Source organism: Pedobacter sp. HMWF019, assembly GCF_003061025.1.
Classification (GTDB): domain Bacteria; phylum Bacteroidota; class Bacteroidia; order Sphingobacteriales; family Sphingobacteriaceae; genus Pedobacter.
In genome coordinates this window covers 1-23,531 of sequence record NZ_QAIL01000242.1, presented here as the reverse complement: position 1 = coordinate 23,531, position 23,531 = coordinate 1, and the positions used below count along the sequence as shown (strand labels likewise).

General features: G+C 41.3%; 15 protein-coding genes. 10 read left to right on the top strand and 5 right to left on the bottom strand.

Going from position 1 to position 23,531, the window contains the following annotated elements; genetic code table 11:
- Positions 1-44 precede the first annotated feature (44 nt).
- From DBR11_RS14215 to DBR11_RS14195, 5 genes are read left to right on the top strand one after another with little or no spacing between them, the layout of a single operon-like run.
- Positions 45-1,211, top strand: coding sequence for a mandelate racemase/muconate lactonizing enzyme family protein (locus DBR11_RS14215; RefSeq protein ID WP_108553332.1), 1,167 nt, complete (start codon positions 45-47; stop codon positions 1,209-1,211).
- A 47-nt stretch (positions 1,212-1,258) separates the two neighbouring features.
- Positions 1,259-2,053: an SDR family oxidoreductase gene (locus DBR11_RS14210; protein ID WP_108553331.1), complete on the top strand. Its 795-nt coding sequence runs from the start codon at positions 1,259-1,261 to the stop codon at positions 2,051-2,053.
- 19 nt (positions 2,054-2,072) lie between these two features.
- A complete protein-coding gene (locus DBR11_RS14205) occupies positions 2,073-2,954 on the top strand; it encodes an SMP-30/gluconolactonase/LRE family protein (RefSeq protein ID WP_108553330.1) in 882 nt (293 codons plus the stop codon).
- A 22-nt stretch (positions 2,955-2,976) separates the two neighbouring features.
- On the top strand, positions 2,977-4,629 hold the full coding sequence (locus DBR11_RS14200) for a sodium:solute symporter family protein (protein ID WP_108553329.1): 1,653 nt from the start codon (positions 2,977-2,979) through the stop codon (positions 4,627-4,629).
- Between the two features lie 8 nt (positions 4,630-4,637).
- Positions 4,638-7,559 (top strand): glycoside hydrolase family 2 TIM barrel-domain containing protein, encoded by a 2,922-nt coding sequence (locus DBR11_RS14195; RefSeq protein ID WP_108553328.1) that lies wholly within the window; start codon positions 4,638-4,640, stop codon positions 7,557-7,559.
- Positions 7,560-7,562: 3 nt separating this feature from the next.
- On the opposite strand, the gene DBR11_RS14190 is transcribed toward DBR11_RS14195, so the two are convergent.
- Positions 7,563-8,114, bottom strand: coding sequence for a GNAT family N-acetyltransferase (locus DBR11_RS14190; RefSeq protein WP_108553327.1), 552 nt, complete (start codon positions 8,112-8,114; stop codon positions 7,563-7,565).
- Positions 8,115-8,218: 104 nt separating this feature from the next.
- On the opposite strand from DBR11_RS14190, the gene DBR11_RS14185 reads away from it, so the two are divergent.
- Complete coding sequence (locus DBR11_RS14185; protein WP_108553326.1) at positions 8,219-9,652, top strand: PLP-dependent aminotransferase family protein; 1,434 nt, start codon at positions 8,219-8,221, stop codon at positions 9,650-9,652.
- Here the strand turns inward: DBR11_RS14185 and DBR11_RS14180 are convergent.
- Genes DBR11_RS14180 through DBR11_RS14170 form a run of 3 tightly spaced genes read right to left on the bottom strand, consistent with a single transcriptional unit; the run spans position 9,612 to position 14,298 of the window.
- Positions 9,612-10,526 carry an AraC family transcriptional regulator gene (locus tag DBR11_RS14180; RefSeq protein ID WP_108553325.1) on the bottom strand — a complete coding sequence of 305 codons (915 nt, stop codon included), beginning with the start codon at positions 10,524-10,526 and terminating at the stop codon, positions 9,612-9,614. The genes DBR11_RS14185 and DBR11_RS14180 overlap by 41 nt on opposite strands.
- A complete protein-coding gene (locus DBR11_RS14175; RefSeq protein ID WP_199233842.1) occupies positions 10,523-12,148 on the bottom strand; it encodes a sulfatase in 1,626 nt (541 codons plus the stop codon). The genes DBR11_RS14180 and DBR11_RS14175 overlap by 4 nt, the downstream gene beginning before the upstream one ends.
- Positions 12,145-14,298 (bottom strand): alpha-galactosidase, encoded by a 2,154-nt coding sequence (locus tag DBR11_RS14170; RefSeq protein ID WP_233260759.1) that lies wholly within the window; start codon positions 14,296-14,298, stop codon positions 12,145-12,147. Before DBR11_RS14170 ends, DBR11_RS14175 begins: the two co-directional genes overlap by 4 nt.
- A gap of 255 nt (positions 14,299-14,553) precedes the next feature.
- On the opposite strand from DBR11_RS14170, the gene DBR11_RS14165 reads away from it, so the two are divergent.
- Positions 14,554-15,855, top strand: a complete 1,302-nt coding sequence (locus tag DBR11_RS14165; RefSeq protein ID WP_108553323.1) for a hypothetical protein — start codon at positions 14,554-14,556, stop codon at positions 15,853-15,855.
- A gap of 54 nt (positions 15,856-15,909) precedes the next feature.
- Here DBR11_RS14165 and DBR11_RS14160 read toward each other — a convergent pair whose 3' ends face one another.
- Entirely contained in the window at positions 15,910-16,512 is a 603-nt protein-coding gene (locus DBR11_RS14160) for a sulfatase-like hydrolase/transferase (RefSeq protein WP_108553322.1), read from the bottom strand.
- Positions 16,513-16,968: 456 nt separating this feature from the next.
- Here DBR11_RS14160 and DBR11_RS14155 point away from each other — a divergent pair, with 456 nt between their 5' ends.
- From DBR11_RS14155 to DBR11_RS14145, 3 genes are all read left to right on the top strand, one after another.
- Positions 16,969-18,603, top strand: a complete 1,635-nt coding sequence (locus DBR11_RS14155; RefSeq protein ID WP_108553321.1) for a discoidin domain-containing protein — start codon at positions 16,969-16,971, stop codon at positions 18,601-18,603.
- 103 nt (positions 18,604-18,706) lie between these two features.
- Positions 18,707-21,856, top strand: a complete 3,150-nt coding sequence (locus DBR11_RS14150; RefSeq protein ID WP_158275291.1) for a TonB-dependent receptor — start codon at positions 18,707-18,709, stop codon at positions 21,854-21,856.
- A gap of 13 nt (positions 21,857-21,869) precedes the next feature.
- A complete protein-coding gene (locus DBR11_RS14145) occupies positions 21,870-23,498 on the top strand; it encodes a RagB/SusD family nutrient uptake outer membrane protein (protein WP_108553319.1) in 1,629 nt (542 codons plus the stop codon).
- Positions 23,499-23,531: the final 33 nt, after the last annotated feature.

Below are 23,531 nucleotides of genomic sequence, written 5' to 3'. Positions count from 1 at the left end.
ATATCTGATAGCTTCATCACAATTAAAAAACAAATTATAAACAGATGAAAATTACAGATGTAAAAGTATGGCTGGTTGAGGGTGTAAAATACAACTGGACTTTATTGAAAATATATACCGATACAGGGCATACCGGCGTGGGGGAAGCTACAAACTGGCCGGGAAGTCCCATCGTTTTTGAAGCCGCCAAACATGTTGGCCAGCGCATCATTGGATTAGATCCTATGAAAACAGATTTTATATGGACTAAACTCTATAGGGATTTAAACTGGATGGGGCCATTTGGAGCCAGTATGTGTGCCATTAGCGGTATAGACATGGCATTGCTCGATTTAAAGGCAAAAGTACTGGGTGTACCTTGTTACGAACTTTTAGGCGGGGCGTTTAGAAAAGATATTTTGCTCTATGCCAATTATTGGTTTACTGGTGGCGGGCACAATGAATCTGACTATGCAGCCCAGGCGTTAAAGGTGAAAGAAGCTGGTTTTACCGGGCTCAAATTCGATCCATTTGCACATACCAATTATTTGTATGGTGAAGATTTATCTTCCAATCTACAGCTTACGGCTTCTCAGCAAGATCTGGCATTTAAGGTGAGTAAAGCAGTACGCGATGCTGTGGGGCCAGAATTTGATATCATGATCGAAACCCATGCCATGCTGAATTATCGCGTGGCTGTTGCCATGGCACAGCGACTGTCAGAACTGAACATTACCTGGTATGAAGAACCTGCCGGGCCAGAAAATGCCAATACCCTGAAGGCCATGAGAGATCGGATTCCCTCAAATGTTTCCATCTGCGTAGGCGAGCGTCACTATACCCGCCACGGTATTCGAGATGTATTGGAAAAACACATCTGCGACATTATGATGCCCGATATTACCCGCTGCGGCGGCCCGTCTGAAATGAAGCGAATGGCTACGATGATGGAAGCTTATAACGTTTTACTTGCACCTCACAACCCCAACGGACCGCTGTCTACTTTGGCCAGTGCCCAGGTCTGCGCTTCTGTACCTAACTTTTTCAGGCAGGAATTTATGTTCAATGATGTGCCCTGGAGAGATAAAGTCATTACGCACCCCATTGCAGACATGGTAGAAAACGGACACCTTAAATTATCCGACCGACCGGGACTTGGAGTAGATCTTGTAGAAGAGGAAATGGAAAAACATCCAGGTATCCTGGAGCCAAGACCAGGATTTTATGTCTAGTAAAGGAAAGATTTAGTTGCATATGTATTTAAATTGAAATAACAGATATGTCTTTTCAGATTGATTTAAAAGGAAAAGTAGCCCTGGTTACAGGCGTAACTTCAGGTATAGGTTTGGGTGTGGCAAAAATGCTAGCCAAAGCAGGCTGTATGGTTGCAGGCTGTGCAGAAGCCGAGCTACATAGTCGAGGCGCTCAAGCGTTTATCGCTGCAGTAGAAGCTGAAGGTGCAGAGGCATTTTACCAGCAAGCGGATATCACCCATACTTCAGCTCTGGAAGCGCTGGTTCTTGCAGTTGCAGAAAAGAGTAAGGGAAGGATAGATATTCTGGTTTCCAATGCCGGGAAAAATATTTTTAAAGGCGCTGCGGGATGTGATGAAAGCGACTGGCAGGAAAACATGGATTTAAATCTTACTGCCCACTGGAGACTGGCTAAATTATGCAAACCCTATCTAGAACTGCATCAAGGCATAATTATCCTGATGAGTTCTAATCATGCTTTTGCAAGCATACCGGGTTGTTTCCCATATAACGTAGCTAAAACAGCCTTAACAGGTTTGGTGAGAAGCCTGGCCATAGAATGGGGCCCTGCAATACGTACTGTTGGCCTTGCCCCCGGTTTTATAGAAACGCCCGGCAATCAGAGTTGGTTTAACTCTTTTGAGCATCCAGAACAGGAAAGACAAAGAACCATTGACCTGCACCCCGTAAAACGTCTGGGAACAACAGAGGAACTTGGCGGCTGGTGTGTTTTTCTGGCCAGTGAATATGCAGCATTCGCTTCCGGTACCACTTATTTGATAGATGGTGGAAGAAGCGCATTAATGCAGGATGGTTTTTAACTAGATATTCAGACAAAAGATGAGGACATGGAAAGCTGAATTACTGGTTCATGCAAAGTTAATTCTCGGAGAAGCCGCGATATGGCATCCAGAGTGGAGTAAGTTTTTATATGTGGATATTGATGGAGAGAAAGTATATGCTATTGATCCGCAGACCCGGCACATAGAGGAAGTCAATACCGGTAAAAAGGTAGGCACTGTAGTACCTGTTTCAGCAGATCTGCTGGTGGTCGCTTTACAAGGTTCACTGGCATTGCTTAATTTCAAAAACGGGGCGTTAAAAGAACTGACTACTCTGGAACCTGGAATAACCACTAACCGGAGCAATGATGGAAAATGCGACCCATCCGGGCGATTATGGCTGGGTACCATGGATCTGGATGCCCGTTTACATCAGGGCGCATTATATTGTTTTGATGGCAGTTTAAAAAAAGTAATTGATAAAACAAGTGTCTCTAACGGGCTTTGCTGGACCGCAGATCACCAAACCATGTACTATATAGATTCATTTGAATACAACATCAGAGCTTACGATTTTGATGTAAAAAATGGTCTTATCTCTAATGAACGCATCGTGGTCAGCATACCAGGCCCGGATATCATACCAGATGGAATGTGTATAGATGAAGAAGGAATGCTCTGGGTTGCCATGTGGGGTGGGGGATCTGTGAACCGTTATAATCCTGTAACAGGAGCAATGATAGGAAAAGTAAATGTCGGAGCACCCCTGGTGACCTCCTGCGCATTGGGCGGAAAGAACATGCAGCAATTGTTCATCACTACAGCAAGTAAAGGGCTTTCTGAACAGGATCTGATGCGATTTCCGGACAGTGGATCCCTTTTTATCGTTGACGTTGGTGTTTGCGGTCTTCCTCCACACCCATACCAGCCAGAACAATAAAACCAATATTAAATTTTGATGAATGAAACTAGAGATCATTGACTACACAATTATTGCGATTTATTTCTTGTTTGTCATGGGCATAGGCCTGTGGTTACGGAAACGGGTCACCACAGGTAAAGACTTCTTACTCAGCGGACATAATATTCCATTGTGGATTACCTGTCTTGCCTTTATCTCTGCCAACCTGGGTGCACAGGAAGTACTTGGAATGGCAGCAAACGGTGCTAAATATGGCTTATACACCTTACACTTCTATTGGCTGGGCGCCGCATTAGCTATGATCTTTTTAGGTGTGTATATGATGCCATTCTATTATGGAAGCAAGGCCCGGAGTGTTCCTGAGTATCTAAAACTTCGTTTTGATGAGAAAACACGCACATTTAATGCCTTAACCTTTGCCGGTATGACGGTTTTTTCATCAGGCGTCTCTTTGTATGCACTGGCTATGCTGATGCAAACCATATTAGGCTGGGACTTTGATATTTCAGTTTTGCTTGCGGCAGGAATCGTATTGATCTATACCTTTTCGGGAGGTTTAACCGGAGCAATCTACAATGAAGTTGTGCAATTCTTCCTGATCATTCTGGGTATTGCCCCCCTGGTGTACATCGGTTTGGAAAAAGCAGGTGGATGGTCTGGAATTGTCAAACATGTTGACGATGCCAAACTGCATGTTTGGAAGGGACTGGACAGCCCGGCACATAATCCCATGGGCGTAGATGCTTTCAGTATGGTCTTTGGATTGGGCTTTGTTCTGGCATTTGGCTATTGGTGTACAGATTTTTTGGTAGTACAGCGGGCCATGGCCAGCAGAAACCTCAACGAGGCGCAACGTACACCAGTGTTAGCTGCTTTCCCTAAAATCCTGATGCCCGCCATCGTCATTTTACCAGGTATCCTGTTGCTGGCCCTGCAGGCACAGTATAAAGGCTTCGACCTTCCTATAAATGCCAATGGGTATAAAGATTACAATATGGTATTGCCTTTATTGCTCCAGAAATTGTATCCAAGCGGACTGCTGGGCTTGGGTATCACTGCACTTATTGCTTCCTTTATGAGTGGCATGGCAGGGAATGTAACTGCTTTTAATACCGTATGGACCTATGATATTTATCAAACACATATCAAAAAGAATGCTTCTGACCAGCATTACTTATATGTAGCCAAAGCCGCTACAATATTTGGCATTCTGGCTTCTATCGCCACAGCATATGTTGCCCGCGGCTTTAACAGCATCATGGACCTGTTGCAACTGGTTTTTAGTTTTGTAAACGCACCCTTATTTGCCACTTTCTTTTTAGGCATGTTCTGGAAAAGAACAACCGGACATGGTGCATTTTGGGGCCTGATTGCAGGAACACTTTCTGCGGCTTGTATACACGGCTTTTCAGTTGCAGAGGGCAAAGGAGGGTGGTTAGCTCCTGAATATAACTTTTACTCTGCAACTGGACAAGCCTTTGCCATCGCTTCCTTTGCATTTTTGGTCTGCTTTCTGATTACTGTTCTGGTGAGTTTAAAAACAAAAGCCCGCAAAGAAGAGGAACTCATTGGATTGGTGTATAGCCTCACGCCAAAACAAAAGGATATAAATAAGATCTGGTACAAGAACCCACTTTACCTGGGCATCATTGTGCTGATCATCACCGTCATCTTTAATCTGTTGTTTTATTAATTCAAAAAATGAAGATCGTAAATAAACTATGTTTTGTTGGCCTTGCCTTCGCTCTAAATACTGCAAGTGCTCAAATTCAAAAAATTACCTTTCCGCTTGCAGGTAATAAAAACATCGGGATCGCCCGTTTGTCTCCCGTTCCGGCCAGTACTTCCTTAAAGATTCCTCTCAATGGGGAATGGCTGTTCTCAGAGAATATAGATCGGGAAGCATGTAAAAAACCCATCCAGGTTCCCGGAGAATGGGTCATGCAAGGCTTTGAAGTAGAAAAGGGTAAGGCCGCCGGATATTTAAAAAAAATAGATATTCCTTCCGGCTGGAGAAACAAACGTGTAAAACTCCGCTTTGATGGAGTTTACAGTGATTCCGAAATATGGGTAAATGGTCAAAAGACCGCAACACATTTGGGCGGGTTTACCCCCTTCGAGGTGGACATCACTGCCTTTGTAAAATGGTCAGGAAGTAATGAACTGCTCGTTAAAGTGAAATCAGACAGTAAAGCAGATTCATTGGCCAGTGCTTCTCAATATGCCGTTCATACCCTGGGCGGTATTTCCAGGAAAGTATACCTGGTTGCACTGGAAGACATGAACCTGGCTTACGCGGATGTAAAGACCAGCTTTGATGCTAAGTTTGAAAATGCAGTACTGACAACCGATATCGTGATTGCTAACGAAAAAAGCAGTAAATCCGGTGGCTTAACCTTGCATGCAGAACTTTTTAGCCCGGGCGAAAAAGGAGAAAAGATTACAGAAAAGTCTGTAGCCATAGAAAAAGGACTCGAATCCGGAAAATTACTTGCTCAAACCTTGAGCTTAGATGTGCTTAAGCCTCAGAAATGGGATCCTGAACATCCCTTTTTGTATACGTTAAGATTAAGCCTTAAGGAAGGAAATCAGCTGAAATCACAAGTCAACAAACGGATTGGATTTCGTCAGATTGACGTAAAAGGCAACCGCGTTTTGGTGAACAACATACCTGTAAAACTCAGGGGCGTATGTCACCATGAGACTATGCCATTGCGCGGCAGATCTGTAAACGATAACCAATGGGAAAAGGATGTGAAAATTTTCAGAGAAGGAAATGTCAATTATATCCGCACCTCTCATTACCCTCCTGCTGAAGAACTTGTAGCGGCATGCGATAAATTAGGAATGTTCCTTGAAGTAGAAGCACCCTTTTGCTGGGCTGAAAATACAACAGTTCCAATAGAGCTTTCCGATCAGCTGCTGGTTAACCAGACCATGGACATGGTGAGTTTCTTTCGCTCAAATCCATCGGTGCTCATCTGGTCTTTGGGCAATGAATCCTTAAAGTACAAGGAATATTTTAAAAAGACAGGCGAGCTGGTCAAGCTGTTTGATCCAACAAGGCCAAGAAATTTCAGCCAGTACGGTCCCGATGGTGATGACGGAGAGCTGGAAATTGGCAACCATCATTATCCAGGTCCGGGAGGACCGGAGCAATACCGGAACTCTAAACGGCCAATTGTATTTGATGAATATGTGCACCTGAATGCCTACAACAGGTTAGAGCTGGTTACCGATCCAGGGGTACGTGATGCCTGGGGTATTGGTTTTGAAGCCATGTGGGAAAAAATGCAGAAAACGGACGCCGTGTTGGGCGGTGCCATCTGGGCAGGAATAGATGATAGTTTCTTCCTTCCAAATGGTAAAACGGTTGGATATGGTACCTGGGGCCCGGTAGATGGATGGAGAAGAGAAAAGCCAGAATACTGGCACATGAAAAAAATCTACTCTCCTGTAAAAATCAAACTTGCAGGAAATTGGAATGAAGGAAAAGTAGAGCTTTTGGTAGAAAACAGGCAGCTGTTCAGCAATCTTAATGAATGCAAAATAGAATGGAGCATAGGTCAGGAAAAAGGAAATATTACGGCAGATGTAAAGCCAGGAGCAAGTTCTAAACTCAGTTTAGCCTTAAACAACCGGCCATCGCCAATGGAACCGTTGATGATCAAGGTTGTCGATGCCCGGAATGTAATGATCGACGTCTACCAGTTTGATGTTGTTCCAGCATTAGTGATGGCTGCCGAGAAAAAAGAAGTCCCTCAATCCTGGACTTATGAACAGGAACAGGATATTCTAGTCACTAAGAACAAAGGACTGGACATCAGATTAAATTTAAAAAACGGAAACCTGGAGCAGATTAAAAAAGAGGGTAAAACCATTATGCTTTCCAGCGGACAATTAATGGTTCTGCCTTTAACCGGTGAGGGAAGAGGTGTTCAGATGACTGGCGAAAACCAGCAATTTGACCCTTTCACCGATGTTTGCAAGAACAGAGTGGTCAAAGCAGTAAAGGTCAGCAAAATGAAAAATGAGCTTACCGTAAGCATAAACGATGACTATGAAGAAGCTTTTGGTACCATTAATTACCATTATTTTGCTAACGGTAAAATAACCGTAGACTATAAATACACCTTAAAAAAAGATATCAATCCTAGGCAATGGGGTATGGTTTTCAACATTCCAGCGTCTTATCATGAATTAAACTGGACCAGGAGAGGGCAATGGAATTACTACCCTGCAGACCATATTGGGCGATTGACTGGAAAGGCGAACCTGCTTTCTGACGTAGAGATATCAGGCGCGGCTGGTCCATCACATCAGCCAAACAATTCCTGGAGTACCGATAGAAACAATATGGGTACTAATGATTTCAGGTCGACTAAAATGAATATTAAAGAAGCAAGCCTGAATGATGGGGCTGACTCTTTAAAAATCCAGTCAGATGGCGCTCAGCATCTGCGTGCCTGGAAGAATGGACAAAACATTGAAGTCCTTGTTGCAGGTTATAGCAATATGGGCGCTGAACGTTTTTTTAGACCCCATGCAGAAAAGATGGACAGACCACTAAAAACAGGAGATGTTATCCAGGACAAGATCGAGCTTCAGATTGACCATCCATAAAATTTAAAATTCCCATACCACTACATTCCAGGGTTCCTGTCCATCGTGATAGGTCCCTGCAATTTGAAAGCCCATCTTTTGATGGGTTTTTAATGAGTTCTGGTTTCTCTCCGAAATTTCAGTTACACAGAGCTGATAGCTTTCCGGAATCCTTTTACGGGTTTCATTATACAGTTTGCTCAGTAAACCCTGGCCTCTGAACGCTGCAGCTACACAAACCTGCCCGCCTACCATATATTCATATTCACCCAGTAGTTTTCCTTTAAAAACAGTTTTCTCAAACTCTTCAAACATGGGTACCAGGCTTGTTAATATATTCTTCATTCCGCTGGTCATGGCCAGGTTATACCCCACCACTTTTCCATCGTAAAGCGCAATGACCTGCGGAATTTCAGCAGCCATTGTTTTTAACCGATCCAGGCTGTGTTCTGCAAAAACAAAGCCTTGCTGTGCCTGTTGCTCCACGCTCAAATAAGTATATAAATTTTGTTTCTGTAAGTCCAGAATCTGTTCAAAATGACGTTCTGTAACTGCGGTCTCAAAAACGATTTCCATTGGTATTCTTTTTATGCTGATCTAATATCTTCAAATGTCTTACATTTATCTTTTAGAGTACAGATACAGTTTTGCTTATTTTAACCATAACAGTTTAACCGAAGATGAAGCTTGCGGCCACAAAAGATAACTATTTATATGAACAGATCGCCGATGATCTAAGTCGTCAGATCCTTGGAGGAATGCTGGTCAGAGGAGATAAAATTCCATCCGTGCGTAGTATTTGCAGCTTGCATAAAGTGAGTATGAGTACCGCATTGCAGGCTTACTACGTATTAGAAAGCCGTGGATTAATCCGTTCTATGCCCAAGTCTGGCTACTATGTAAGTTATGTGAAAACTTTTCCGGGCTTACCCAATCAGACCAGCCCTTCCTTACAAACTGGCAACGAAGATAATTCTGACCTGGTCAGTAAAGTATATGGCGAGATCAGTTCCGGAACCATGATGCTTTCCCTTGGCTGTCCTTCCCCTGAGCTTTTGCCCTTAGCCAAATTAAATAAGGTTATGGTGCAAACCCTGCATACTTTTCCAGATTCAGCAACCAGTTATGAACATGTGCAGGGCAATGTAAAGCTGCGGCGACAAATTGCGCGTCGCTCTTCCATCTGGGGTGGCCGGCTAACCGAGGATGATGTATTGACCACCTCCGGTTGCAATAACGCCATGACCTTATGTTTATTGGCTTTAACACAGCGTGGCGATACGATTGCGGTAGAAAGTCCTGTTTATTTTGGAATTCTCCAATTGGCAAAGAGTCTGGGTCTACATGTACTGGAACTTCCTACACATCCAGAAAGCGGGGTAGAAATGGAGGCCTTAACGGATGCATTGCGGAAACACCGGATTAGGCTTTGTTTACTCATCAGCAATTTCAGTAACCCAATGGGCGGTACTATGCCTTCTGAACATAAAAAGGAAGTGGTTCGGCTGATGGAGTTTTATAACATTCCCCTGATTGAAAATGACATGTATGGGGATTTGTATTTTGGGAGCCAGCGGCCAGGTAATTGTAAAGCATACGATGAGAGCGGTCTTGTATTGTTGTGTAATTCTTTGTCTAAAACTTTAGCCCCAGGTTACCGGGTAGGTTGGGTTACACCAGGAAAATTTGCAGAGCAGATCAGGCGGGTAAAATTTGCAACTTCCATATCAAACGCGACAATTACGCATGAGGTTGTGGCTACTTTTCTGGAAAAGGGCAGGTATGAGAGTTATCTTAAAACCTTAAGGAATGTGTTGCACAACAATAGCCTTCACTATATGGATGCGATCATGAAGTATTTCCCTGAGGGAACCAGAGTAAGCCGGCCCAAAGGAGGCTTTATGCTTTGGATAGAATTGGATCCATCTGTCAATACAGCCGCCTTATACGAACAGACCATTAAACGCAAAGTCAGTTTAGCACCGGGCAGGATGTTTACTTTGCAGAATCAGTATAACAACTGCATGAGGTTGAGTTACGGTCTGAGCTGGAACAAAGAGGTGGAAGAAGCGATCAGAATGATTGGGAAACTGAGCCGAAGTCTGTCTGGCTAACATTCGTATAGAAATCTATATAAGCACTTGGTGTGTATCCGGTAACACTTTTAAAAACCTGGTTAAAATTACTTATACTGTTGAACCCTGCTTTGTAAGCGATATTTGAAATCCCATCAGATTTATGCCTCAGTAGTAAATTCTTTCGCGCATCATTGATTCTAACTTCATTTAGAAAGGAAACGAAAGTATGGCCTGTATGCTTCTTGAAATACCTGCAAAAGGATTGCCTGGTCATAAAACCAATATTCGCGGCGTCTTCTAAAGTGATTGGTTTATCATAATTTTCTGAAATGAAACTGATGATCCGGCTCAGTCTTGCTCCTTCACTCTCCGAAACATCCGTTGAGTAAGTTACAGAACACAAAGGTTCAATAGTTTCGCCAAGTGCCTGCAGGTGATTTATAAAATTCAAAAAACTGAAAAGTGTATCGGGACCATTTGCTTGGTGAAGATCAAGCATTGTAGCCGCAATTTTCCTTGCATGTTTTTTAGGAACTTTAAAACCATGTTTGTTTCGCGACAGGAACATGCTTGCGGTCTTCATCTCGGGCAAAGAGAAAAGGGGAGCTAAAATTCCAGACGGGTTGAAATAAATGGAACAAGCCGCCACATTAAGATCGTTATCGGGAATAAAATATTCAGGACTGCTTTTAAACAAGTGAGGCAATTTTGCTCCGATTACAAAAATATCTCCCGGATGGAAATGGTGCATTTCATTCCCGGCAATAAGTGTACCTTCACCTCGTTGTACCCATGTAGCCTGCCATTCATCATGCCGGTGAAGGTACTGGTAAAAATGAGGTAAAGATATTTGCTCGGAAATCACGCTTCTGTCATCTGGAACAAGCATTGTAAATGGCAGGGTCTTCATTGCAATGAGGTTGTTGCTTTTTTGATTTTAGATAAGTCCTGGAAATCGCTATCATTTACCCATCCCCAATTTAATGTTTTATCTTTAGTCATATATCTCTGGTAAAAATTTACGCTGGTTTTATCAGCATAAGGGTATTGATCAAAAAGATATCCTTTGCCAAACATTCTTGGATCTCCCTGTCTTTTGAGTTCTTTTAGGAGATGATCTGATAATTTCCTAGAAAGGGCTTGATATCTTTTGTCATTGATCAGGTTATTTAAGCAAGCAGGATCTTTTTTGAAATTGTAGAGTTCCTCGGTTTGACGTTTACCGAAACTCCACAACCAATATTTAAAATCTGCTGTCTTGGTGTATACGGTATTTAAACAAACCGTTTTAGTTGGACCACCATCACAATTTAAGTATCCGGTTTCCGGATTACCTGCCGGCCAGCGATTTATTTTGAAATTTCTGAGATAGAGCAGGCTATCCTGAAAGATTCCCCGGATTGGATAACCTTCATCATTTGGTCTGCCTACATCATGACGTTCTTTACCAACCACAACATAATTTCTGCGCAGATTTACCTGGCCGTCTTTGGTGCTTGTAAAGATATCTGTAATGCTTTTCCCTGTAATAGATTGCATTGCCTTTGTTTTGTCGGTCAGTCCTGCCAATTCCAGGAATGTTGGCACAAAATCAATATTACTAATCACATCGTTAATGGTACGTCCGGGACGTGAAATACCATCGGCCCACATCATAGCCAAAGGCAAATGATTGGAATATTCATATTCCTGCCCCTTTACCCTTGGAAAAGGCATTCCATTATCTGAAGTTACTATAATCAGCGTATTGTTCAATTCACCTTTTTCCTCCAATAGTTTCAACATTTTCCCCAATTGCTTGTCGAAATATTCAATTTCAAAAGCGTAATCAAGCAGATCCGATTTTACAGAGTCCACTTTAGGCCAAAACGGATAAATATCCTTGTCAGGTACATCAGATAACTTTTTCCCACCCTTAGCAATTCCGGAATTAAACTCATAACCCCGGTGAGGCTCCAACCCACCATACCAAAAGAAGAAAGGCTCCTCTTTTTTATGTTTCAAAAACTGTTCAAAATTGGCAGCGTAATCAATGTTACTGATCAATTTAGTTGGAGGGTCGGTCTTGATTTCATTATATGCTTTTACAAGAAGTTGTCTGGGAGAGCCATCTTGATTTTTGGCAACAACAGGAGCACAACCTTTACCTGTAAAACCAACTTCATATCCATTTTGCGACAAAACCTCAGCAACGGTCACAAACTTTGACGGAAAATAGGACCAGTGATTACCCGCTTCTTCCAGTTGCCAGGAGTTACGGCCGGTAAGAATACAGGAACGTGATGGTGCGCATTTGGCATTCGGGGTATAAGCATTTTTAAAAAGCAATCCATTTTTGGCAATCCGGTCAAAATTAGGTGTTTTAACCCATGTACAGCCATATGCACCCATATGGCTAAAGGTTACATCGTCCATGATTGCAAACAGAATATTAGGACGTTTCTTTACCCGGTTAAATTTCTTCTGGATAGTGAAGGCACAGAATAAAATGGCTGGTGTGCTCAGGAAGATTAACAATAGCCTTCTCATCATTTAACTGCAGTTATCTTTAACACCACACTGGTTCTCCTGGCATTAACCAAAGGGTTAAAACCAATTTTCATCAGGAAATCTCCGGAATAAACTTTTGTACTGTCAATAGGCGTTGTAGTACCCGGATAAAGATTGATTTCTTCTATTTTATAATTCTGATCCGGAGACAGTCCCTTTACTTGAATAGGTAAATCAATTAAAGCACTATAGGTGGTTTCCATATGGTAATTAAACACAATGGCCTGATCTTTAGCCGAATTTACATAGGCCATTGATGCCACCTTGTTCTCATATGGATTCTGTAACCTGTACTGATCTCCGTGCCAGATGATTTCTTTAAAACCATCATAGGTTTTAACAGCATTTTGGGCAAACAGAAGGTCTTTTGGAGACAATTCATTCACTTTAACATCAAACCCTAATTTGCCCATCATGGCTACGTCAGTTTTGAATTTTAAAGGTTGTTTACCCATATCGGTAATGTGATTATCTACCGCAACAGAAGGAAAATAATAAGAATATTCCCATTGAATAAAAATGCGGTCAAAAGGATTCGTATTGTCACTTGGCCAAAATTCGGTAAAATACTTTAAGGCTGCATAGTCTACCCTCGATCCGCCACCTGCACATAGCATCATTGGCGTTTTAGGGTGTTTTTTTCTAATCCGTTCCAATACATTATTTAACCCTCTTACATATTCAATATAGAAATGATCCTGATTCTTAAGGTAGGGAGAATGCGCATTATATATCAGCGAATTACAATCCCATTTAATAAAGGATAAACCCGGAACCTCCTTGAAGATCTCCTCAACGGTTTCGTAAATAAAATCCTGTACTTTAGGATTGGTCAAATCCAGAACCAATTGATTGCGCATATAATATTCCTTACGCCCGGGTTCTCTTATGATCCAATCCGGATGTTTTTCATAAAGTTCACTTTTGGGATTCACCATTTCGGGTTCCATCCAGATTCCAAATTTTACGCCCTTAGCCGTTGCTTCTTCCCCAACAGAGCTGATCCCGTTTTTCAGTTTTTGTCTGTTGTATTGCCAATCTCCTAATCCTGAACTGGCACCATTACGCGGATATTTATTTCCAAACCAACCATCATCCAGCAAGAATACATCAACACCCAGTTTTTTAGTGTCTTGTATCAGTCCCTTTAACTTTTCATCATCAAAATCGAAATAAGTGGTTTCCCAATTATTCAACAGGGTAGAACGCTGGCCCTGGCCATCCAGCAATTGATATTTTCTGACCCAGTTTTGCAGGTTTCGGCTGGCGAGCCCCTTACCTTGTGAAGAGTAGGTATATACAAAACGAGGTGTGCTGAACTTTTCACCTTGCTTCAGCGTATAGTTGGAGGCAAAATTGTTAATGCCTGAAGTGATGCGCAGATAGTATTCATCAAATGGCTCAAATTCTATTTTAAAGTTTCCTGTCCACTCCAATGAACCAGCGATGACTTCCCCTTCATCCTCATCCGCAGGCTTATTTAACGAAACCATAAATGAAGAAGAGTGGAGCAGGTTGGCACGTGTCCCCAGTTTACTGTCCAAGGTTCTGATGCCATGCAATAGCTCCTGTTCCTCACTCTGCATCTCTTTGCCCCAGCCACTATGATGGCTTTTTAAGAAAAATTTCCTTCCTGCCAGGGTTAGGTTTGCAGAAGCATATTTATTCAATACAATACTGCCCTTTTCCTGGTTCGAAATTTCAGCCCATTGCTCTATGATGTCTTCCTGATCATAAGTCATATAGTGGAGTACAACTTCCAGGTTATAATGGACATCTCTTAAAACAACAGAGGTTATAGTTTGGTCATCACTTATTTTTTTAACCTGATGGCTGACATAGGTTAATACCACAGATTTGTCGCCATTATAATGGGTCACGGATAAAGCAGGCTCTAATAAATTCAATGAACCAGAAGCAATATAAGCCTCCCGTTTATTATACAGTTCGTCACTGGCCGGTTTATGTTTGTCAAGGGTATTTATCTCCGCGTATTCTTTGGCGTTGGCTAGTTTTTTCCCCAAATAACAAGACAACAAAGAATTATCCTGATCAGTTTGGAGAATTAAAGCAACGTTTTTAGTGGTGATTTCGATGGTTTGCTGGGCAAAATTAACAGAACTTATTGACATGAAAAGCAAAAGGAGTTTTATTGATTTTTTAATCATTGTGGAACAATTAATGGACTGGTTAGTTTAATTTTAAAACGATTGATATCTGTACGGTTTTTAGGAGTAAATCGTTTGCGCTGATCAACACGGATACTTTTCGTCAGATTAGTTGTAAATTTATCTTGAAAATAATAAATAATAACAGGATCATGCATACAAAAAAGGGAGCAGTATTTTGTATGTTTAAACCGCTAATAAACATATACATAACATCTAATGGATAGTAATTCTGTACAGCCTGTAAATCATTTTTTTTTTGATAACCTGGATACCTGCTGCCAGAAGATTATAGAAAAAATGGGTGATAAGCCGATAACGGAATGGAGGAGCGCCGATTACAATTCATTAAGTTCAAGGTTGGGTAAACAAACTAAGGTTTATCTAAGCGAGAATACCTTGAAAAGAATATTTGGCCGCTTAAAAACCCCTCAGCGCTATTTCCCGCAAAAAGCAACCAGAGATGCGCTGGCACAATTCATCGGTTATCGGGATTGGCAGGAATTTGAAAAGATTGACCAGGTTTCAAAACCACAACCAGGGAAATCGGGTGATCCCGGCCAGAATATAGAAACTGAATTACCGGTTCTTAAAGAAAAAAAGAGACCTTATCTTTTGATGGGACTGTTATTTGTCCTACTAATGGTAACTATTTTTGGTGCGATTTTCTGGGAAAGGGAATATACTGTTCCTGACGTAAACCTGATTTGCGAAAATCCATTTGGAAGCGTGCCTCATACGGCAGTTTTTAAATTGACTTCGAAAACAAACTTTGATAAAAATAAAGAGTTTCAGGTCGATTTCTTAGATGAGGCCCAAAGAACTGATATTAACGGGGATCGGAAGATTACCAAATTTTTCAGAAATCCGGGCGTTGTATACGCCACACTCCTGTATCATAATAAGCCAATTGATACCACCGCAGTTTTTCTGCTCACCAAAGGTTGGGTAGCAAATTCAGGTAATGATACCTCAAGAGCTTTTCCAATTGCCGGATTAAAGCCTTTGAATTCGAATAATATCTATGTCTCACCAAAGCAGCTGGATTCTGCAGGACTGGATATTTCTAAACCTTTCTTGATAGGATTCAGCAATGTTAAACCTTCAAATATCAGCGGAGACAATTTTTCTTTTTCGTGTAAAGTCTTTGCTGAGCAAAGCCGTCCTGGTATACAATGTATTGAAACTACAATTATAATTTTGGGCGAAAAACACAGACATCTGTTAAAATTGTTCAGGAAAAGTTGTATCGCTTTTTCTGAGTACAAATTCTCTGAAAACAGGCGTACCGGCTCAGAACAATTTTTAGGTGCCCTTGCCTTTGACCCTGAACATGGTGGAACTGTAGGCATCAACATAGAAAATAAAAAGGTAGCTGTAATTCTAAATGGTAAAAAAGTCCTCTCCACCAAATACGAAAGATCAGTAGGTAAGGTTATGGGGATCAAGATCTTATTTAACGGGATTGGTAAAATCATCTCTCCAGAATTAAAAGATCTTAAAACAGGAGAAATTTATTAAATAAATCTCCCGTGCAATATCCTCTTTCAGAGGAAGACATTGCCTTCTAATAGATCAATGATAATCTTTATTGGATTGCCCTTCCCAGGGTTCTTTGTTTTCAAACTTATACATGAGGCTTTGTACTTTTTGTATGGGCGTATGTACAGCATATGTGGCATAATAAAGAAAAAATGGCTTTTCATTAGATGTATTTTTGACAAACTCGATGGTCTTATCCATAATCAAATCAGTAAGGTATTCTGTATTTGGACCATCCAGATTTATATTTTTATACGGTGGGTTATAACTTCCCGGATTACCGGCATGAGAGCCACCAATGTTAACATCAAAGCCATAAGGTACGGGATCGTTGCTTAGGTGCCATTTACCCGCTAAACAAGTTGTATAACCACTTTCTTTTAGCGATTGTGGGAGCGTTTTAAAACCCGGATCCAGCGTTTCAGTATTTACAACGGGTACCAGTTTTCGATCTGCGCTTTTTCCCCGGTCTGAATTTCCAACCGTATATATTCCATGCCTTGGCATCCATTTTCCGGTCATCAGGCAAGCACGGCTTGGCGCACAATTAGCAGCGGGGGCATAAGCGTTGGTAAAAACCATCCCTTGTGCAACCAATGCATCTATATAGGGTGTTTCATAATATTTTGAACCCATAAAGCTACATCCCGCCAACCCATATCATCAACCAGAATGATTAAAATATTAGGACGATTGTGTTGAGCGGAACAAAAGTTTACAGAATAAATAAACGTTATTAAAAATATTAACTTAAGTCTCCTCATTGATCCAGGTTTAGATGTTTACGAGTTTAAGTAAAACAATTTTAAGACGTAAAAAGCAATTGGCCGAATGCCGTCCGCTTAGGCGTTTTCTGGAAATTTTTTCATCCAAATCTCTAGTTTTTTGATTTTAATTGTTTGACTAATAGTGGTTTATTCATACATCTATTTGCGGTGGATTTGTACAGAAATTTTCACGCATGTACGGCTTTTTTGCATTTAAATTTACCCTGATCAATCTAGACGTATATCACAGAGTGATTGTTGAAAAGAATCAAACAATCACTTATTACCAACCAAATACCTGTTCAATTAACACATACAAAAGACTATGAAAACTAATCGATTAATGCTTCTGGGACTGCTGCTAGGTTTGCTGGCATTTCCATCCTGTAAAAAGACTGCTGAATTAGCTAAAATCACACCTGAAGATCAAAAACCAACAGTTAATGCAGATGTACCGCCAAGTATTGTTACACATAGCAGGAACCTTGCTGTGGTATATTTTATACCTTCTGATCTGGATACAGTTGCCAATTGGAAAACACGGCTAAGTGAGGTTATGCTTTATGCACAAAACTGGTATGGTAATGCCATGCAGGCAGCAGGTTATGGCAATAAAACATTTGGATTAGCGCCAGATGGATCAAGCCAGAAAGTTCAGATTATTCTGATCCGTGGAAACAGTCCAAAGGCCACCTACGGACAATCCTCCAGCGCTTATATTACTGAAGTGGACGCCTATTTTAGTACACACCCAGGTTTAAAAACAAGCAACCACGTATTGATTCTGCTTCCTGCCTTTGGCTATGACAACAACAGTACAGAAGGACCACAGCCCCTTGAAGGCGTACAGCCCTTTAACGGATATGGAAAATATTGCCTGGCGATGGATAATGTATATATGAATATGGCACTCAAAGGCGTCATGAATCCCGGAAGAAATAATTTTGCCAAATGGGTTGGAGGCATGATGCATGAAATCGGCCATGCTTTTAACGCACCGCATGACAAGCAAATGGTGTCGCAAAATATATGGCCTGGTGCAAATTTCAAAGAGCCAATTATGGCTTTGAGCAATTACTATCTTGAAGTACGCCCCTGCTTTATCACAGACGCTGAAGCTGCAATTTTCAACAATTGTGAAGTGTTTAACAATGACAGTAAAACTTATTATGGCAATGTAACGGCTACAATCAATAAAATTTACGCTAATTATGATGCTGCTCAGTCCGCAATTGTGGTTTCTGGTAAATATAGCTCTACCGGTACAGTAAGTAAGGTTCTTTATTATAACGATCCGAATGTAAACAACGAAGGTACAGGAACCAATAAAGATTATAATGCAATAACCTGGGCATCGAGTCCAATCGGAGCGGATAGCTTTAAGGTGGTCATGCCTGTTAATGAATTGCAGTATAAAACAGATGGAATACCCTATGAACTTAAAGTGAAATTTGTTCACGACAATGGGGTGATCACAGAAACCATCTATAAATATACCTTCAATAGTGGATTGCCTGTATTGAATTTTTCCACCAGAAATGAACTCCCTAAAACCGGGTGGTCAATTGCAGGTTTCAGTTCCCAGGAAAGTTCAGCCGAAGGCCTGGCCACTTCGGCTATTGATGGTTCGCCGGCTACCTTCTGGCATTCCCGCTGGTCTTCAAACGCAGCTGTTTACCCTCATTACATCACCGTAGATACAGGTTCACCCAAAACCGCACAGGGTTTATCCTATACACATAGAAACGGGGCTAATAGGGCAGTAAAAGATTTTGAGATATTAATCAGTAATGACGGGACAAATTTTACCAGCCTTGGAAATAAAATAACAACCCAGAGCAGTGCTGCCCAATACTTCGATTTTAATGCCCCTCAAACCTTCAGGTACTTCAAAATACTCTGCAAATCATCTTGGGATGGTACTCAAAATGCTGCGATTGCAGAACTGGGTCTCTATTAACCTGATTTGGTAATTACAATTTAAACCTATAACCAAACAACAATTAAATATGAAATTTCATCAAAAAAAGCAGTGTCTAACGTATTTTAGATACACTAGACTTATGCTCATAAGGGCATTGGTTTTACTCTTACTTTTACCCGCCTCCAGAACTTATGCCAACAGCGCTTACAGAGCTGTAGCAGGGAGGCCGGTTCAGGATATATCTATTAGTGGTCGAGTAACTGATGGTAAAAATTCACCTATACCAGGTTCAAGTGTAAAGGTAAAAGGCGCAATAAAAGGTACTGTAACGGATAAAGACGGACGCTTTACTCTATCTGTTCCGCAAGGCGCTACCATATTGGTTGTAAGTTATATAGGCTTCGAAACACAAGAAGTACAACTAAACGGAAAAAACACGATCAACATTATCTTAAAAGAAGAAAATAATGATCTGAATGAAGTCGTTGTCGTTGGATATGGTACTCAAAAGAAAGCTACTTTAACAGGAGCCGTAAGCCAGATAAAAGGCGATGTTGTAAAACTCAGTCCCAACGGGAACCTATCCAACAACCTAACCGGGAGAACAACCGGTTTAATTGCGGTAAACCGATCCGGGGAGCCCGGAAATGATGGATCTGCATTATCCATCAGAGGTTCGGCTTCGTATGCGAATCCCAACGCTTCCCCGCTCACCATCATTGACGGTGTACCGGATAGAAGCTTTAGCCGTATTAATCCCGAAGATATAGAATCTATATCCATATTAAAAGACGCCTCTGCCGCCATATATGGCGTGCGTGCCGCTAACGGGGTCATATTAATTACCACTAAACGGGGCAAAACCGGCAAACCAGTACTGAGCTACACTGGCAGCTATTCGCTGCAATCCGTTACCCGAAGGCCAGACATGGTTAATGCCGCTCAATATGCAACCTATTTTAACGAACTTAATACTCGCCTTGGACAGCCCAAACTTTACACCGAGAATGACATTAAATTATATGCAGACGGGTCAGATCCATTAGGGCATCCCAGCACAGACTGGTACGATGCCGTAGTTGCTAAAACAGCCCCAATGACCCAGCACGAACTAAATATTTCTGGTGGTACAGAAAATGTTAAATATTTTATGTCAGGGCAATATTTAAAACAGGATTACTTGTTTAAGGAATCACCATTTAACTTCAACCAGAAAAACATCCGTGCAAATATAGATGCTAACGTTACTAAAGATTTAAAGATCTCGCTTGATCTGGCCGGTCGGAATGAGGATAAATATTTTCCTTTAGATAATTCGAATCAGAATGGAGGGATATTTATGGCAATTTTGGCTCAATATCCAACATTGGCCGCCAAATATCCCAACGGTCTTCCTGGCTCTGGTAATACAGCCGGATCCAATCCGCTGCTGAGGGCTGGCGATGCGCCGGGATACAACAGAAACCTATCTTATTTTGTACAAACAACAGGTACAATAGACTTAAAAATGCCCTGGATTACTCAAGGCCTGTACGCCACAGCCTATGCCGGACTAGACAATACGTTTTGGCAATATAAAAACTTAAGCCGGCCATACGATGCTTATCAATATGACCCCAGCACACAAAAGTATGTAAACCTCAGGGAGCAAACCAGTGGCAATATGGTTAACCTTAGAGACGATTGGGGGCGCTGGAGAAGAAATACTTATAATGTTAAGTTGGGGTATGACCGTACGTTTGAGAATGCACACAGTGTAAATGCAATAATAGGATACGAGTCTAGTGACTATCTTTTTAATACAGATAATGCAGGTAGAAAGGGGCTTCTGAGCGATCAATTACCTTACCTAAATTTGGCAAGTTCTGATCCTGCAAACATCTCGAGCGGAGGTTACGGGGATCAGAATGCAAGAGAAAGTATATATGGCAGGGCCAACTATGGATTTAAAGAAAAATATCTGTTCGAATTTAGTTTCCGTTATAATGGCTCATACAACTTTGCACCAGGACGTAAATATGGTTTTTTCCCTGGAATCTCTGCCGGCTGGGTGTTATCCAAAGAGAACTTCTTTACCAAAGCACTACCCTTTGTTGATTTTGCAAAAATACGCGGATCATGGGGTATTTTAGGTGATGATGATATTGGTGCCTTTAAATTTTTATCTCTGTATAATGTTGTCGATCCCGGATATTTTCTGGGTACTGATGGTATACCTGTTGTCGGTCTGGCTACAAATGTTTCGCCTAATCCACTGGCCACCTGGGAAAAAGTTAAAACCACAGACATAGGTCTGGAACTGGGCTTTTTGAAAAACAGCCTTACCTTAAATGCAGATTATTTTTTGAGGAACAGGTATGACATTCTGAGTGCAAGAAATGCTTCAATACCTAGTTATGCAGGTTTGGATGGAAAATTACCGCCAGAAAATATTGGAAAATCCAATAGTAATGGTTTCGAAGTGGAACTGAACTATAACGGGAAGATTGGCAACGATTTTACCTATAATGTAGGCGGAAATTTCACCCACACCAAAAGTAAAATTGTATTTAGTGATGAATCGCCAAATGTGCCCGATTATCAGAAGCAGACAGGTTATCCTATTCGTTCTTACCTGCTCTACAAAACAGATGGCATTTATCACAACCAGGCCGAAATTGACAACGACAAAAATACAAAAGGAAGTAAAGTTACACCGTTAACCGGAACAAAACCTGGCGATATCAAGTATATTGATGTGAACAATGATGGTAAGATCACCAGCACAGATCGGGTACGGTTTTTCGACAGTCCATTACCTAATAATGTATTTGGTATCACCTTAGGAGTAAACTATAAAGGTTTTGGTTTGAATGTATTGTTTTATGGGCAAAGTGGTGTTAAGCAGTTGATCAGACCACAGGGCACCAATAGTGCTTTTACACCTCCACTTTGGCAATACGAGGGAAGATGGACACCTCAAACGCCAGAAAACAATCTGCCGGCTGCATTTGACCGGACCAGTACAGTCAATAATATAGACTCAGATTTTTGGTTAAACGATGCATCCTTTCTCAAATTAAAGACAGTGGAATTGAGTTATCAATTGCCTGCTTCTTTTATTTCGAAATTGAAAGTGCGTTCGGCAAGGGTGTTTCTAAACGGATCAAATTTATTTATCCTGAGTAAGCTGAAAAATTACGATCCCGAGTTGAACTATGTACCCGCAGATAATAACGGCTACTACGTCAATGGAGCCTATTACCCACAAACACGGATCATAGGAGCCGGCTTGAACGTTTCATTTTAATTGATTACACATTATGAAAGCAAAATATATATTTCTTGTATTGGTTCTGTTAGGACTGGTATCATGCAAAAAAGACCTCTTAAATACATCTCCGCTAAATGCAGTAAGTGATGCTGCACTTTGGAGTGACGTAAACCTTGTTGAAAATTTTGTTAATGAAAAATATCAGATTTTACCTCATTTCTATTTCTATACGTCTCTTCCTAGTCATATGGGCTATTCGGCTGCTTCAGACGAGTGTTTTAGTAAGTTTAATTATGAAAACGTAAACCGTATCAATACCGGGGCCATGACCCCTGATAATATGGCTTTGGATAGCTGGACCGTGGACTATAAATATATCAGGGAATTGAATGTTTTCTTTTCCAAAATTACGGCTGTACCCGGTGATGATGCTAAAAAGAACCGTTTAACCGGTGAAGCCACCTTTTTAAGAGCTTATTGTTATTTTGATCTGACGGCTAAATATGGAGGAATTCCTTTAATTGCCAAGGTCTACAACGCCACAGATAAGGATTTTACAGAGAAACGCTCCACATTTGAAGAAGCAGTAAAATTTGTAGTTGCTGAACTCGATAAAGCCGCCGCAATATTACCCGCTGCATATACCGGTACTGATGTTGGTCGTGCAACAAAAGGTGCGGCATTAGCTCTTAAATCAAGAATGTTGCTCTATGCTGCCAGTCCGCTATGGAACGTTAATAACGATGCTTCAAAATGGGATGCAGCAGCAAAAGCTGCGAAGGCTGTTATTGACTTAAATCAATATTCACTCTACCAGGATGCCGATTACCATAAATTATTTATCACTACAGATAATTCTGAAGCAATTATTTCTTATCACCAAAACGCACAACAATACCAGAGCTACTCAGACATACACTTATCGCCAAATGGTTACCATGGATGGTCGGCCTATACACCTACCCAACATATTGTAGATCAGTTTGAAATGAAAACCGGAAAGCTGATCTCAGAAGCTGGATCGGGTTATGATCAGCAAAATCCTTACGTAAACCGTGATCCAAGATTTTATGCAAATATCATCTACAATGGGGGCCAGTTCAGAGACCGGCCAGCCGAATTCTTTACCGGAGGTAAAGATAGCCCCCAAAGCCCAATCGAAAACTGGAATGCCAGTTTAAGTGGCTACAACTGGAAAAAATACAACGATGAAAGCTATGATCTGAATACCCAGGCTGTGGGTAGCAAAACCGCATTTATCATTTTACGTTTATCAGAGGTCTACCTAAACTATGCAGAAGCTTTAAATGCATTAGGCAATGATGGCGAAGCCCAAATCTGGCTGAATAAAATTAGACAGAGGCAAGGTGTCAATATGCCTCCGGTATCTGCTGCAGGAACTGACTTACGGGATAAAATCCGTCATGAACGAGAAGTAGAATTGTGTCTGGAAGGTCATCGCTTCTTCGACGTACGCCGCTGGAAAATTGCAGAGGTTACAGACAATAAGCCAGCAATGGGGGTTAAAATTACCAAAAACACAGATGGATCTTTTACCTATGATTATACGCTAAAGGTACAAGACCGCAAGTTTTTTGCGCCGCAACACTATCTGTTCCCAATTCCAAAATATGAGTTGGATAAAGTTAAGTTAGATCAAAATCCAGGTTACAATTAATTAAATAAGCCACAAAATGATCGCTGAAATGAA

Coding starts and splice junctions, on each gene's coding strand:
- DBR11_RS14215 (WP_108553332.1), top strand. CDS start 45: ATGAAAATTACAGATGTAAAAGTATGGCTGGTTGAGGGTGTAAAATAC.
- DBR11_RS14150 (WP_158275291.1), top strand. CDS start 18,707: ATGCTCATAAGGGCATTGGTTTTACTCTTACTTTTACCCGCCTCCAGA.
- DBR11_RS14170 (WP_233260759.1), bottom strand. CDS start 14,298: ATGTCAATAAGTTCTGTTAATTTTGCCCAGCAAACCATCGAAATCACC.
- DBR11_RS14200 (WP_108553329.1), top strand. CDS start 2,977: ATGAAACTAGAGATCATTGACTACACAATTATTGCGATTTATTTCTTG.
- DBR11_RS14210 (WP_108553331.1), top strand. CDS start 1,259: ATGTCTTTTCAGATTGATTTAAAAGGAAAAGTAGCCCTGGTTACAGGC.
- DBR11_RS14190 (WP_108553327.1), bottom strand. CDS start 8,114: ATGGAAATCGTTTTTGAGACCGCAGTTACAGAACGTCATTTTGAACAG.
- DBR11_RS14180 (WP_108553325.1), bottom strand. CDS start 10,526: ATGAAGACCCTGCCATTTACAATGCTTGTTCCAGATGACAGAAGCGTG.
- DBR11_RS14145 (WP_108553319.1), top strand. CDS start 21,870: ATGAAAGCAAAATATATATTTCTTGTATTGGTTCTGTTAGGACTGGTA.
- DBR11_RS14155 (WP_108553321.1), top strand. CDS start 16,969: ATGAAAACTAATCGATTAATGCTTCTGGGACTGCTGCTAGGTTTGCTG.
- DBR11_RS14205 (WP_108553330.1), top strand. CDS start 2,073: ATGAGGACATGGAAAGCTGAATTACTGGTTCATGCAAAGTTAATTCTC.
- DBR11_RS14160 (WP_108553322.1), bottom strand. CDS start 16,512: ATGGGTTCAAAATATTATGAAACACCCTATATAGATGCATTGGTTGCA.
- DBR11_RS14195 (WP_108553328.1), top strand. CDS start 4,638: ATGAAGATCGTAAATAAACTATGTTTTGTTGGCCTTGCCTTCGCTCTA.
- DBR11_RS14175 (WP_199233842.1), bottom strand. CDS start 12,148: ATGATGAGAAGGCTATTGTTAATCTTCCTGAGCACACCAGCCATTTTA.
- DBR11_RS14185 (WP_108553326.1), top strand. CDS start 8,219: ATGAAGCTTGCGGCCACAAAAGATAACTATTTATATGAACAGATCGCC.
- DBR11_RS14165 (WP_108553323.1), top strand. CDS start 14,554: ATGGATAGTAATTCTGTACAGCCTGTAAATCATTTTTTTTTTGATAAC.